Raw genomic sequence first — 13,325 nt, 5'->3', positions numbered from 1 at the left:
CCGCTCAGCCCTCGGACGGCCGGCGGCGCAGCAGATACGTGTCCATGATCCAGCCCTTGCGCTCCCGGGCCTCCGCGCGCAGCCGCTCGATGCGGGGCGCGGCCTCGGCGAGGGGCCCGGAGACGAGGATCTCGTCCGGCGTGCCGATGTAGGCGCCCCAGTAGATGTCGACGTCCTGGTCCGCGTACGCACGGAAGGACTGGTGGGCGTCGAGCATCACCACCACGTCGTCCACCCCTTCCGGGAAGCCCTCGGAGAGTCGGCGGCCGGTGGTGATCTGGACCGGGCGGGCGACGCGGTTGAGCCCCGTCCGGTGCCGGGCCACGAGCGCGGACACGCTGCTGATGCCCGGTATCACGTCATAGGTGAAGGAGACGGCCCCGCGCTCCAGGACCTCTTCGAGAATCCCGAGCGTGCTGTCGTACAGCGAGGGATCACCCCACACCAGGAACGCGCCGGTCTCGTCCTCGCCGAGCTCCCGCGCGATCAGCCGCTCGTAGATGCCCGCGCGGGCGCTGCGCCAGTCCCCGACGGCGGGGGAGTACGCCGAGCCGTCGGCCGCCCGGTCCCGCTCCGGGTCACGCGCCTCGACGACGCGGTAGGCACCCTCCGGTACGTGCGCCTCGAGCATGTCCCGGCGCAGCCGGGTCAGGTCCGCCTTCGCCTCCCCCTTGTCCAGGATGAAGAACACGTCCGTGCTCCGCAGCGCCTTGACCGCCTGCAGGGTCAGCTGGTCGGGGTCGCCCGCGCCGATACCGATGACATGAATCTCTCGCACGCCCCGAGTGTGCCGCACGGCACTGACAGCGCGTACACCGCACCCGGCCCCTCCGTCAGGAGCGAGCCGTCAGGAGGCCCCCCGCAGCCGCGGCGCCCTGGCCCCGGCGTCCACGGGACCACCGCCCCGCTCGACCTCCGCCGCCAGCTCCCGGGCCCAGGCGATCACACCGGGCAGATCGATCCCGTGCGGCCGGCATTCCGCCCCCGCGGCCCACGCCTCCGCCGCACCGGCCCCGCGCCGCAGCAGCCGCGCCCCGCCCGTGACGTTCCCCCGCGCGGCATGCGTGAGCCCCACCGCGAGCTGGGCCAGCCCCCGCCACAGCTCCCGCTCCTCCTCCGGCCCCGACTTCCAGGCGTCCTCGAACACCTCGTGCGCGTGGAACGGCTTCCCCTCGTCCAGCAGCCGCTGCGCCTCCGCGACACTCTCCGCGGGCGGTCGCACCACCCCCTCCGGCTGCCGGGGCACGCCCCGCGCCCCGTACGGCAGGGGCCGCCCGAGCCCGTCCCGGGGCCGCGCGTTGCGCGCCCGCCCCTCACTGTCCCGGTCCCGCGCGGCGGCCGTCCGGCCCGTCGACGTGCTGTCCATGCTGCCCATACGCCGATTGTCCCAAGTCCCGGCCCGCTTCGGCCGGGCCCGGGACGTGGGGTAAAGTGCTGTTCGCGCGATCACGCGGGTCACCCCGCGCGAACGCATCGGGACGTGGCGCAGCTTGGTAGCGCACTTGACTGGGGGTCAAGGGGTCGCAGGTTCAAATCCTGTCGTCCCGACTTGCGAAGCAGCAGGTCGTCGGGCCGTACCGGATACTTCGGTACGGCCCTTCACCTGTCCCGCCTCCACGTGGCCGGGACCGTGGTAGAAGCGGGCATGAACACTGTGCACCCGCCCTCCCAGCCGCCGGCCCGCCGATGACCGCCGGTATCGACACCCCGGACCGCCGGGGCCGCACCGGACTCGACCGTGCCGGTCGTGACCTCACCGGCAACCCGCGCGTGAAGGTCCGGGACGTGAGACTGCTGTCCAGTCACTGGTACGTCGAGCGCACCACGACCTTCGACTACCAGCACGCCGACGGCACCTGGAGCACCCAGGAACGCGAGACCCACGACCGCGGCAACGGCGCCACCATGCTCCTCTACGACGCCGAACGCGAAACCGTGCTGCTCACCCGCCAGTTCCGCTTCCCCGTCTACGTCAACGGCCACCCCGACGGCCTGCTGATCGAGACACCGGGCGGTCTGCTCGACGACGAGGACGAGCACCCGGAGGTCGCCGTGCGCCGCGAGGTGGTGGAGGAGACCGGCCACACCATCGGCCCCGTCCAGCACGTCTTCGACGTCTACATGAGCCCCGGCTCGGTCACCGAACGCGTCAGCTTCTACGCCGCCGCGTACGGCCCCTCGACCCGCACCCACGAGGGCGGGGGCCTCGACGACGAGGGCGAGGACATCGAGATCGTCGAACTGCCCTTCCGCCGGGCACTGGACATGATCCGCACCGGCGGGATCAACGACGCCAAGACGATCATGCTCCTGCAATGGGCCGCCCTGGAGGGCCCCTTCGCCGGCATCAGCGCAGGGTGATCCGGGCCGCCACCGGCAGATGGTCGCTGCCGGTGGCGGGCAGGGCACGGATGTGGTCGACGGTCGCCGAGCGGGCCATCACCTGGTCGATCCGGGCCAGCGGCAGGGAGGCGGGGAAACTGAGGGCGAAACCCCGCCGCGCCACGCCCAGCCGTGAGGTCAGCGGCTCCAGCCCCCGGTCGTCGACCGTGCCGTTGAGGTCGCCCAGCAGGATCACCCGCTCCAGCCGCTCGGCGGCCACGGCCCGGCCCAGCAGACCGGCGCTCTCGTCCCGCCGGGAGGAGGCGAGGCCACCCGCCCCGAGACGGATCGACGGCAGGTGCGCCACGTACGCCGCGATCTCGCCGTACGGCGTGCGCACCACGGTCCGCAGGCCACGGCTCCAGGGCTCCGTGATGTCCCGGGGCCTGATGTCCAGGGTCCGGGCGCCGGTGAGCGGATGCTTCGACCACAGTCCGACGGTGCCCCGCACCGCGTGGTACGGATAGCCGGCGGCGAGGGTCTCCTCGTAGACCGGCAGCGCGGCGGGCACCAGCTCCTGGAGCGCGATGAGGTCGGGCCCGGCGGCGGCCAGGGCCCGGGCCGTGCCCGCCGGGTCGGTGTTCTCGTCGCTCACGTTGTGCTGCACCACCACCAGGGCGCGCGGTCCGGACGGCGCCCCGGGCAGCAGCAGCCCGCCGAAGAGGTGCGTCCAGGCCGCCGTGGGCAGCAGCAGGGCCAGCAGGGCGACGGCCGAACGGCGCAGCAGGGCCAGACCGAACAGCGGGACGACCACCAGACCGAGCCACGGCAGGAAGGCTTCCAGCAGACTGCCCAGCCGCCCCGGCGAGTTGGGCACCGCCCCGTGGAACGCCAGCAGCCCGCCCGTCAGCACCGCGCACGCTGCGATCGCACGCCCCCGCGTCCACACCTCCCGGCTCCAGGACACCATCGTCTTCTCCGCCGGCGTCACACCGCCGCCCTCCCGCTCCACCCGACTCCCCGTCCGCTCGTCTCCCTGGTCAGGACGAACCGCCGGGTGGATCAGTTTCCGACCGGGGGCGTCCGGGACGGTTCCGGCGCTTGACCTGGAGTGCGCTCCAGCGGGAAGACTCCCTTTCCGTACCCCGACAACGGGGTGCGGACGGGAGGTATCCGCCATGAAGTACCGCACCATCGGCACCGGCCCCGACAGCCGCCGTGTGAGCGTCCTCGCGCTCGGCGCGATGCTGTTCGGATCGGTGACCGACGAGAAGACCGCCTTCGCCCTGCTCGACCGCTACGCCGAAGCCGGCGGGAACTTCATCGACACGTCCGACAACTACGCCTTCTGGACCGACGGCGGCCAGGGCGGGCAGAGCGAGGAACTGCTCGGCCGCTGGCGGCGCAGCCGCGGCGTCGGCGACGAGATCGTCTTCGCGACCAAGCTCGGCGCACGGCCCCTCGCTCCCGGCACGACCTACATCGACAACGCCGAGGGCCTGTCCGCGAAGGTGATCCGGGAGTCGTCCGAACGCAGCCGCGAGAGGCTCGGGCTGGAGCGGCTCGACCTGCTGTACGCGCACATCGACGACCACACCGTCCCGCAGCGGGAGACGGTCGAGGCCTTCGGCGCCCTGGTCGCCGACGGCAGCGTGGGACTGCTCGGGGCGAGCAACCAGGCCGTGTGGCGGGTGGAGCGGGCCCGTGCGATCGCCGCCGCTGCCGGACTGCCCGGCTACGAGGTGCTGCAGTACCAGCACAGCTATCTGCGCCCCCGCTCCGACGTCCCCGAGGACCTCTTCCCCGACGGCAGCCTCGGCCACGCCGGCGCGGAACTGGCCGGCTACCTGCGCGCCGAGCCCGCACTGACCCTGGTCGCCTACTCGCCGCTGCTGAAGGGCGCCTACACCCACCCCGAACGGCTGCCCCACGACTACGACCACCCGGGCACCCCCGCCCGCCTCGCGGTGCTGCACGAGGTCGCCCGGGAGACCGGCGCGACCCCGGGCCAGGTGGTGCTGGCCTGGCAGTTCGGCCACGAGCTGCCGGTCCTCCCGCTGGCCGGCGTCTCCTCACCGGCTCAACTGGAGGAGAACCTGGCGGCGGTGGACCTGGAACTCTCGCCGGAGCAGCGCGCCCGGATGGACGCGGCGCACTGACCCGGCGCCCCGCGCCTCACGGTCTCACCAGCAGCTGGAAGTCGAACGAGTACCCGGACGCGCGGTAGATGTGGGTTCCGAACTCCACAGGGCGGCCCGTGTCGTCGTAGGCCGTGCGCTGCATGGTGAGCAGTGCGGCCCCCTCCTTCTCGTCCAGGCGCGCGGCCTCCTGCGCGGTGGCCGAGCGGGCGCCGACGGTCTGGCGGGCGCTGTGCAGGGTGATGCCGGCCGAGCGCATCATCCTGTACAGGCCGGTCGTCTCCAGCCGGACGCCGTCCAGGTCCAGCAGGCCCGACGGCAGATAGTTGCACAGCAGGGCGACCGGCCGGCCGTGGGTGCGGCGCAGGCGCTCCAGGAGGACGACCTCGGCGCCCTCCGCCAGGCCCAGCGCCGCGGCCACGCCGGGGGAAGCCGGGACCGTCTCGCTGCGGACCACCAGCGTGGTCGGCACCTGGCCGGCCGCCTCCAGGTCGTCGTAGAGGCTGGTCAGCTCCAGCGGGCGCCTGACCTGGCTGTGCACCACCTGGGTGCCCACCCCGCGCCGCCGGACCAGAAGCCCTTTGTCGACAAGGGACTGGATCGCCTGGCGCACGGTGGGCCGGGACAGGCCGAGGCGCACCGAGAGGTCCACCTCGTTGCCCAGGAGGTCGCCCGGGGCGAGGACCCCCCGCCCGATGGCCGCCTCCAGCTGCTGGGCGAGCTGGTGGTACAGCGGCACCGGACTGCCCCGGTCCAGGGCGAAGTCCAGGGTGCTCAGCGCGGGTTCGGCCGCCGCACGTGCGCGGTCACCGGTCTTCGCCATGGAACGTACCTCCCTGTAGGAGCGCGGACGGTGCGGCGGGTTCACAGGTGGCGGCGGCGTCCGGCGACCTGCGCGTCGTACCGTTCGCGGGCCCGGGAGGCGGCCTCGCGGGTCGCCACCTCGGCCACCGGCACGTCCCACCAGGCCTGGGCCGGGGGAGCGGTGGCGGCCGGGTCGGTCTCGACGTAGACGCAGGTCGGACGGTCCGAGGCACGGGCCTCGGCCAGCGCGTCGCGCAGTTCCCGCACCGTCTTGGCGCGCAGGACGTCCATACCGAGGCTGGCCGCGTTCGCGGCGAGGTCGACGGGGAGCGGGGCGCCGGTGAAGGTCCCGTCGGCGGCCCGGTGGCGGTAGGCGGTGCCGAAGCGTTCGCCGCCGGTCTCCTCGGACAGCCCGCCGATGGAGGCGTACCCGTGGTTCTGGATGAGGACCATGGTGACCGGCAGGCCCTCCTGGACGGCCGTGACGATCTCCGTCGGCCCCATCAGATACGTGCCGTCGCCGACCAGCGCCCACACCGGGGTGCCCGGGGCGGCCTGCTGGACCCCCAGCGCGGCCGGGATCTCGTACCCCATGCAGGAGTAGCCGTACTCCAGGTGGTACTGGCGGGGGCTGCGCGCGCGCCACAGCTTGTGCAGGTCGCCGGGGAGCGAACCGGCCGCGTTGATCACCACGTCCTCGTCGCCGACGACCGCGTCCAGGGCGCCCAGCACCTGCGTCTGCGTCGGTACCGCGTTCTCGTCGTCGGCCCGGTAGGCGTCCTCGACGACCCGCTCCCAGCGTTCCTTGCCCGCGCGGTACTCCGCCTCGTACGACGGTGCCACACGGTGCCCGGCCAGCGCCCCGGCGAGCAGTTCGAGACCCGCCCGCGCGTCGCAGACCAAGGTGCGCGCCGCCAGCTTGTGGGCGTCGAAGCCGGTGATGTTGAGATTGAGGAAGCGCACGTCCGGGTTCCGGAAGAGGGTGCCGGAGGCGGTGGTGAAGTCGGTGTAGCGGGTGCCGACCCCGATCACCAGGTCGGCGGTGCGGGCGAGTTCGTCGCTCACCTCCGTGCCGGTGTGGCCGATGCCGCCGAGGTCGGCGGGGTGGTCGTGGCGCAGGGAGCCCTTGCCGGCCTGGGTGGAGGCGACGGGGATGCCGGTGGCGTCCACCAGCGCCCGCAGCGCCTCCTCGGCCTCACTGTGGTGGACACCGCCGCCCGCGACGATCAGCGGCCGCCGCGCCGCCCGTACGGCCTGCGCGGCCGCCGTCAGCTCCACCGGGTCCGGGACCGGACGGCGTACGGACCAGACGCGCTCGGCGAAGAACTCCTCCGGCCAGTCGTACGCCTCGGCCTGCACGTCCTGCGGCAGGGCGAGGGTGACGGCGCCGGTCTCGGCCGGGTCGGCGAGCACCCGCATCGCGTTCAGCGCGGACGCGATCAGTGCCTCGGGGCGGGTGACGCGGTCGAAGTACCGCGACACCGGCCGGAGCGTGTCGTTGACCGACACATCGGCCTCGACCGGGTGTTCCAGCTGCTGGAGCAGCGGGTCGGCGGCGCGCGAGGCGAAGTAGTCGCCCGGCAGCAGGAGTACCGGCAGCCGGTTGACGGTGGCGAGGGCCGCGCCGGTGACCAGGTTGGTCGCGCCGGGGCCGATGGAGGTCGTCACCGCCTGCGCGGAGAGCCGGTTCAGCTGGCGGGCGTATCCGACCGCCGCGTGCACCATCGCCTGTTCGTTGCGGCCCTGGTGGTACGGCATGACGTCGGCGTACTCGACGAGCGCCTGCCCGACGCCGGCCACGTTGCCGTGACCGAAGATGCCCCAGGTGCCCGCGATCAGCCGGCGGCGCACGCCGTCCCGTTCGGTGTACTGGGCGGACAGGAACCGCACCAGTGCCTGGGCGGTCGTCAGTCGGCGGGTGGTGGCGCTCATGCGGACCTCTCCGGTGCGGTGTAGAGGGGGAGTCGGGGGTCGACCGGCGCGTCCGCCCACGTACCGCGGATCCAGGCGTGGTCGGGGTGGTCGCAGATCAGCCAGGCGCGCTCCTCCTCGGGGCCCGCCATGACGTTGAGGTAGTACATGTGGTGGCCGGGCACGGCCATGGACGGCCCGTGCCAGCCGTCCGGGATGAGGACGACGTCGCCGTCGCGCACCTCCGCCAGCACGTCCGTGTCGCGCCCCGGGCCGGAGGGGGAGACCCGCTGGTAGCCGAGGCCGGGGGTGCCGTCGTGGCCGGCGAACTCGAAGTAGTAGATCTCCTCCAGCACGGACTCCTCGCCCGGCCGGTGCTCGTCGTGCTTGTGCGGGGGGAAGGACGACCAGTTGCCGCCCGGGGTGAGCACCTCCACGGCGATGAGCTTGTCGCACTCGAACGTGCCCGCCGCGCCGAAGTTGTTGACCTGCCGTGAGCAGTTCCCGGTGCCGCGCAGTTCGACGGGCACGCCGGAGGCGGGACCGTGACGGGCGGGCAGGCGGCGGGTGCAGCGGGCGCCGGTGAGCGCGAACCGGCCGCCGCCGGCGGAGGTCACGCTCGCGCGGGCGTCGCGCGGGACGTAGGCGAAGTCGGTCACGCCGTCGAACACGCTGGTACGGCCGGTGAGTTCGAAGGTGTCGTGGCCGAAGTCGTCGTCCACGGCAACCGTGCAGCCGCCGCTCAGCGGCAGCACGATCCACTCGCTGTCGCCGGCGTCGAAGGTGTGGGTGCCGCCCGGCGCCAGCTCCAGGACGCGCAGACTCGAGTAACCCCACCCGGCGGATTCCGGGGTCACGTCGACCACGTAGGGGCCGGCGAGGGCCTTGCCCGCGGGAAGGTGATGCGTCATGCGATGCCTCCGTTGTCGTACGGGCTTCTCACAACAGGCCGACGGCCGTGTCGACGGCCTGCTCCACGCTGCCGCCGGCCGGGTAGAGCAGCGAACGGCCGACGACCATCCCCTGCACGGTGGGCAGCCGCAGCGCCTTGCCCCACCGCTCGTACGCCGCCTCCTGGTCGCCGACCTCCCCGCCGAGCAGCACCACCGGCAGCGTCGAGGTGCGCAGCACCTCCGCCATGTCGGCGACGTCGTCGGTGACCGGCAGTTTCAGCCAGGTGTAGGCGGAGGTGCCGCCCAGCCCCGAGGCGATGGCGATGGAGCGGGTGACGGCCTCGGCGGACAGGTCGTTGCGGACCCGGCCGTCCACCCGGCGGGAGATGAACGGCTCCACGAACACCGGCAGCCGGCGCTCGGCCATGGCGTCGACGGCGCGGGCGGAGGACTCCAGGGTGGTCAGTGAGCCGGGGTCGTCGTAGTCGATCCGGACGAGCAGCTTGCCGGCGTCGAAACCGAGCCGGGCGATGTCCTCGGCGCGGTGACCGGTGAAGCGGTCGTCCATCTCGAAGGACGCGCCCGCCAGACCGCCGCGGTTCATCGAGCCCATGACGACCTTGTGCTCCAGCGCCCCGAGCAGCAGCAGGTCCTCGAGGATGTCGGCGGTGGCCAGCACCCCGTCCACACCCGGCCGGGACAGTGCGACGCAGAGACGTTCCAGCAGATCGGCGCGGTCCGCCATGGCCAGGCGCCGGTCGCCGATGCCGAGCGCCCCCCGCGCGGGGTGGTCGGCGGCCACGATCATCAGCCGGCCGCTGTCGCCGATCAGCGGACGGCGGGCCCGGCGGGCGGCCGCCTCGGCGACGGCCTCCGGATTCCGGGCACGGACCGTGGTGAGGTCGGTGATGCTGAGATTCAAGGAAGGGCTCCGTTCAGGACTGGCTCGGCAGGCCCGCCGCGTCCGGCGACGCGGCCCGCGCGAGGAGGTCCGCCACCTCCGGCCCGGTCGGCATGGCGGACGAACAGGCGAGGCGCGAGGCGACGAGGGCACCGGCGGCGTTGGCGTGGCGCATGGTCCGCTCCAGGTCCCAGCCGGAGAGCAGACCGTGGCAGAGCGAGCCGCCGAAGGCGTCGCCCGCGCCGAGACCGTTGACCACCTCGACCGGCACCGGGGGCACCTCGGCCCGGGTGCCGTCCCGGTGCACGGCGAGCACACCCCTCGGGCCCTGCTTGACCACGGCCAGCTCCACGCCGGCCGCCAGCAGCGCCTCGGCGCAGGCCTCCGGCTCGCGCAGGCCGGTGGCGACCTCGCACTCGTCGAGGTTGCCGACCGCGACCGTCGCGTGGCGCAGTGCCTCGCGGTAGTACGGACGTGCCTGGTCCGGGTCCCGCCAGAACATGGGGCGCCAGTCCAGGTCGAAAACGGTCGTGCCGGCCCCGTCCCTGGCCGCGAGGGCGTCGAGCGTGGCCGACCGGCTCGGTTCCTCGCTCAGCCCCGTGCCGGTGATCCAGAAGATGCCCGCCGCGCGGACGGCGGGCAGGTCCAGCTCATGGGTGTGGATCTCCAGGTCCGGGGCCTTGGGGCGGCGGTAGAAGTGGAGCGGGAAGTCGTCCGGCGGGAAGATCTCGCAGAACGTGACGGGGGTGGGATACGCGGCCACCGGGGTGACCCAGCGGTCGTCCACGCCGAAGTCCTTCAGCGCCTCGTGCAGGTACGTGCCGAAGGGGTCCGCCCCCGTGCGGGTGATCACCGCCGCGGAGCGGCCCAGCCGGGCGGCCGCGACCGCGACGTTCGCGGCCGAACCGCCCAGGAACTTCCCGAATGTCTCCACGCGCGACAGCGGCACACCGGTCTGCAGGGGGTAAAGATCGACCCCGATGCGACCCATGGTGACCAGGTCGAAATACTGTGGTGAGTCGGCCATGACGCGATGCTCCTGAAGCGCTTGAGGATGCGGGTCCCAGGGCGCCCTGCCACGGTGGGGACGTGGATTCCAGGGACCTGTCGCCTCTCAGGTGTAGGTCTCCGAGGGCGGCGGTGTCAATAGTTTGTACTTACATTCGGACGAGCGCGTGAACTGATGTCTTAACAAAGTATTGACACCGGCCGTATCTGGGGATTGGATCGCGTCCCAGCACGACAGCCGTGTGCCACGGCACACACCCGGACTCCCGAGGCTCCGGGCCACCGGATCCTCGGACCCCCGCCCTTTCCCCGCGTAGCACAGTGAGGTGCAGGACAGATGGACCGCTCTTCTCACACCCGCTCCCGCAGAATCGCGCCGTTCGTCGCGGTCGCGGCGGCAGCCGCCCTGGCCCTCGCCGGCTGTTCCAGCGGTTCCGGAGGCAAGAAGTCCGAGGAAGGCGGAGACGGCGCCTCGGCGGGCAAGGCCTCCACGCCCCGTATGAAGGTCGCCCTCGTCACCCACCAGGCGCCCGGCGACACCTTCTGGGACATCGTCCGCAAGGGCGCCGAGGCCGCGGCCGCCAAGGACAACGTCGACCTCATCTACTCCGCCGACCCGAACGCGGGCAACCAGGCCAACCTGGTGCAGAACGCCATCGACCAGAAGGTCGACGGGATAGCCGTCACCCTCGCCAAGCCCGACGCCCTCAAGGCCGTCATCGACAAGGCCGAGGCGGCCGGCATACCCGTCGTCGGACTCAACTCCGGACTGAGCGACTGGAAGGAGCTCGGCCTGCTGGAGTTCTTCGGCCAGGACGAGTCCGTCGCGGGCGAGGCCTTCGGCAAGAAGCTCAACGAGGTCGGCGCCAAGAACGCCCTCTGCGTCGTCCACGAGCAGGGCAACGTCGGCCTGACCCAGCGCTGCGACGGCGTGAAGAAGACCTTCGAGGGCGAGACCCAGGTCGTCAACGTCAACGGCACCGACATGCCGTCGGTGAAGTCGACCATCACCGCCAAGCTCGAGCAGGACTCCGCCATCGACTACGTCCTCACCCTCGGCGCGCCGTTCGCGCCGACCGCGGTGCAGTCGGTGGGCGACGCCGGCAGCAAGGCGAAGGTCGCCACGTTCGACCTCAACAAGGAACTGACCAAGGCCATCCAGGACGGTTCCATCGAGTTCGCCGTGGACCAGCAGCCCTACCTCCAGGGCTACCTCGCCATCGACGGCCTGTGGCTCTACAAGAACAACGGCAACTACAGCGGCGGCGGTGAGCAGCCGGTCCTGACCGGCCCGGCGTTCGTCGACAAGTCCAACGTCGACGCGGTCTCCGAGTTCGCCGCGAAGGGCACTCGGTGATGAGCATGGCACAACAGGCTGAGCCGGCGGTGACCCCGCCGCCGGCTCCCGGCCCCCGGCAGAGCGACGGCCGCACCGTGCGGCGCCCGCTGGCGCTGCGGATGCTCGCCCGGCCCGAGGTCGGCGTGTTCCTCGGCGCCGTGGCCGTGCTGGTGTTCTTCCTGTTCGCCGCCCCGCCGGTGCGGGACGGCAGCTCGATGGCGAACATCCTGTACCAGTCGTCGACCATCGGGATCATGGCACTGCCCGTGGCCCTGCTGATGATCGGCGGCGAGTTCGACCTCTCGGCCGGTGTCGCCGTCGTCACCTCGGCACTGACCGCGAGCATGCTCAGCTACCAGCTCACCCTGAACGTCTGGGTGGGCGTGATCGTCGCCCTCGTGGTGTCCCTCGCCGTCGGCCTGTTCAACGGCTGGATGCTGGTCAAGACCGGACTGCCGAGCTTCCTGGTCACCCTCGGCACCTTCCTGATCCTGCAGGGCGTCAATCTCGCGGTGACCAAGCTCGTCACCGGCAACGTCGCCACCGACAACATCAGCGACATGGACGGCTTCGACCAGGCCAAGGCCCTCTTCGCCTCCAGCTTCGAGATCGCCGGCGTCCAGGTGAAGATCACCGTCGTGTGGTGGCTGGTCTTCGCGGCCCTGGCCACCTGGGTCCTGCTGCGCACCAAGTACGGCAACTGGATCTTCGCGGTCGGCGGCAACAAGGACAGCGCCCGCGCGGTCGGTGTCCCCGTCACCTTCACCAAGATCTCGCTGTTCATGCTGGTCGGCTTCGGCGCCTGGTTCGTCGGCATGCACAACCTGTTCTCCTTCAACACCGTGCAGTCCGGCGAGGGCGTGGGCCAGGAGCTCATCTACATCGCCGCGGCGGTCATCGGCGGCTGCCTGCTGACCGGCGGCTACGGCTCCGCGATCGGCCCGGTCTTCGGCGCCTTCATGTTCGGCATGGTGCAGCAGGGCATCGTCTACGCCGGCTGGAACCCCGACTGGTTCAAGGCCTTCCTCGGCGTGATGCTCCTCGGCGCCGTCCTCATCAATCTGTGGGTCCAGCGCACGGCGACCCGGAGGTGACCGCAATGACCGACAAGACGACCTCCGCCGACGGCGCCGTCCTGAAGGACACCCCGCCGGACGGCGACCGCCCCCTGGTGGAACTGCGCGGCGCGGGCAAGGCATACGGCAACATCCGCGCCCTGCACGGCGTCGACCTCGGCGTCCGTCCCGGCAGGGTGAGCTGTGTCCTCGGCGACAACGGCGCCGGCAAATCCACCCTGATCAAGATCATTTCCGGGCTGCACCAGCACACCGAGGGCGAGTTCCTCGTCGACGGCACCCAGGTGCGCTTCTCCACCCCGCGCGAGGCCCTCGCCAAGGGCATCGCCACCGTCTACCAGGACCTCGCGGTCGTCCCGCTGATGCCCGTCTGGCGGAACTTCTTCCTCGGCTCCGAGATGACCAAGGGCCCCTGGCCCCTGCGCCGCCTCGACATCGACCGGATGAAGAAGACGGCCGACGAGGAACTGCGCAACATGGGCATCGTCCTGGACGACCTGGAACAGCCCATCGGCACCCTCTCCGGCGGCCAGCGCCAGTGCGTCGCCATCGCCCGCGCCGTCTACTTCGGCGCCCGCGTCCTCATCCTCGACGAGCCGACCGCCGCCCTCGGCGTCAAGCAGTCCGGCGTCGTCCTCAAGTACATCGCCATGGCCCGCGACCGCGGCCTCGGCGTCATCTTCATCACCCACAACCCGCACCACGCCTACATGGTCGGCGACCACTTCAGCGTGCTGCGCCTGGGCACCATGGAACTCAGCGCCGACCGCAGCGAGGTCACCCTCGAGGAGCTGACCAACCACATGGCCGGCGGCGCCGAACTGGCCGCCCTCAAGCACGAACTGGCACAGGTGCGCGGAGTCGACACCGAGGAGCTTCCCGAGGAGGACGCCCTCCAGGCCCCCGCAGCAACTCCGGAAGGAAAGTCCTGAC

General features: G+C 72.0%; 13 protein-coding genes and 1 tRNA gene. 6 read left to right on the top strand and 8 right to left on the bottom strand.

Annotated elements, in window-relative coordinates:
* Positions 1-4: 4 nt before the first annotated feature.
* A complete protein-coding gene (gene cobF, locus ACZ434_RS13895; RefSeq protein WP_468455207.1) occupies positions 5-778 on the bottom strand; it encodes a precorrin-6A synthase (deacetylating) in 774 nt (257 codons plus the stop codon).
* A gap of 69 nt (positions 779-847) precedes the next feature.
* A complete protein-coding gene (locus ACZ434_RS13890; protein WP_468455205.1) occupies positions 848-1,375 on the bottom strand; it encodes a DUF309 domain-containing protein in 528 nt (175 codons plus the stop codon).
* A 99-nt stretch (positions 1,376-1,474) separates the two neighbouring features.
* Here ACZ434_RS13890 and ACZ434_RS13885 point away from each other — a divergent pair.
* Together ACZ434_RS13885 and ACZ434_RS13880 are read left to right on the top strand one after the other, a co-directional pair.
* A tRNA-Pro gene (locus ACZ434_RS13885) sits at positions 1,475-1,548 on the top strand.
* A 138-nt stretch (positions 1,549-1,686) separates the two neighbouring features.
* Positions 1,687-2,361 (top strand): NUDIX domain-containing protein, encoded by a 675-nt coding sequence (locus tag ACZ434_RS13880; RefSeq protein ID WP_468455203.1) that lies wholly within the window; start codon positions 1,687-1,689, stop codon positions 2,359-2,361.
* Here ACZ434_RS13880 and ACZ434_RS13875 read toward each other — a convergent pair.
* Complete coding sequence (locus ACZ434_RS13875; protein ID WP_468455317.1) at positions 2,348-3,292, bottom strand: endonuclease/exonuclease/phosphatase family protein; 945 nt, start codon at positions 3,290-3,292, stop codon at positions 2,348-2,350. The genes ACZ434_RS13880 and ACZ434_RS13875 overlap by 14 nt on opposite strands.
* A gap of 208 nt (positions 3,293-3,500) precedes the next feature.
* Between ACZ434_RS13875 and ACZ434_RS13870 the strand changes: the two genes are divergently transcribed.
* The gene (locus ACZ434_RS13870) at positions 3,501-4,481 is read left to right on the top strand and encodes an aldo/keto reductase (protein WP_468455201.1); all 981 of its coding nucleotides are present in this window, start codon (positions 3,501-3,503) and stop codon (positions 4,479-4,481) included.
* 16 nt (positions 4,482-4,497) lie between these two features.
* Here ACZ434_RS13870 and ACZ434_RS13865 read toward each other — a convergent pair whose 3' ends face one another.
* The 5 genes from ACZ434_RS13865 to iolC are packed head-to-tail and all read right to left on the bottom strand — an operon-like array spanning position 4,498 to position 9,996.
* Entirely contained in the window at positions 4,498-5,283 is a 786-nt protein-coding gene (locus ACZ434_RS13865; RefSeq protein ID WP_468455199.1) for a GntR family transcriptional regulator, read from the bottom strand.
* 41 nt (positions 5,284-5,324) lie between these two features.
* A complete protein-coding gene (iolD, locus tag ACZ434_RS13860; protein ID WP_468455197.1) occupies positions 5,325-7,196 on the bottom strand; it encodes a 3D-(3,5/4)-trihydroxycyclohexane-1,2-dione acylhydrolase (decyclizing) in 1,872 nt (623 codons plus the stop codon).
* Positions 7,193-8,086, bottom strand: coding sequence for a 5-deoxy-glucuronate isomerase (gene iolB, locus ACZ434_RS13855; RefSeq protein WP_468455195.1), 894 nt, complete (start codon positions 8,084-8,086; stop codon positions 7,193-7,195). The genes iolD and iolB overlap by 4 nt, the downstream gene beginning before the upstream one ends.
* 28 nt (positions 8,087-8,114) lie before the next feature.
* Positions 8,115-8,990 carry a Cgl0159 family (beta/alpha)8-fold protein gene (locus ACZ434_RS13850; RefSeq protein WP_468455193.1) on the bottom strand — a complete coding sequence of 292 codons (876 nt, stop codon included), beginning with the start codon at positions 8,988-8,990 and terminating at the stop codon, positions 8,115-8,117.
* Between the two features lie 13 nt (positions 8,991-9,003).
* Positions 9,004-9,996: a 5-dehydro-2-deoxygluconokinase gene (gene iolC, locus ACZ434_RS13845; RefSeq protein WP_468455191.1), complete on the bottom strand. Its 993-nt coding sequence runs from the start codon at positions 9,994-9,996 to the stop codon at positions 9,004-9,006.
* A gap of 318 nt (positions 9,997-10,314) precedes the next feature.
* Here iolC and ACZ434_RS13840 point away from each other — a divergent pair, with 318 nt between their 5' ends.
* Genes ACZ434_RS13840 through ACZ434_RS13830 form a run of 3 tightly spaced genes read left to right on the top strand, consistent with a single transcriptional unit; the run spans position 10,315 to position 13,324 of the window.
* Positions 10,315-11,334: a sugar ABC transporter substrate-binding protein gene (locus ACZ434_RS13840; RefSeq protein WP_468455189.1), complete on the top strand. Its 1,020-nt coding sequence runs from the start codon at positions 10,315-10,317 to the stop codon at positions 11,332-11,334.
* On the top strand, positions 11,334-12,410 hold the full coding sequence (locus tag ACZ434_RS13835) for an ABC transporter permease (protein ID WP_468455187.1): 1,077 nt from the start codon (positions 11,334-11,336) through the stop codon (positions 12,408-12,410). The genes ACZ434_RS13840 and ACZ434_RS13835 overlap by 1 nt, the downstream gene beginning before the upstream one ends.
* Before the next feature lie 5 nt (positions 12,411-12,415).
* A complete protein-coding gene (locus tag ACZ434_RS13830; protein WP_468455185.1) occupies positions 12,416-13,324 on the top strand; it encodes an ATP-binding cassette domain-containing protein in 909 nt (302 codons plus the stop codon).
* The last annotated feature ends 1 nt before the right edge of the window (position 13,325 follow it).

The organism is Streptomyces sp. NPDC030893, assembly GCF_055571535.1.
This window is presented reverse-complemented; position numbering and strand designations above follow the sequence as displayed.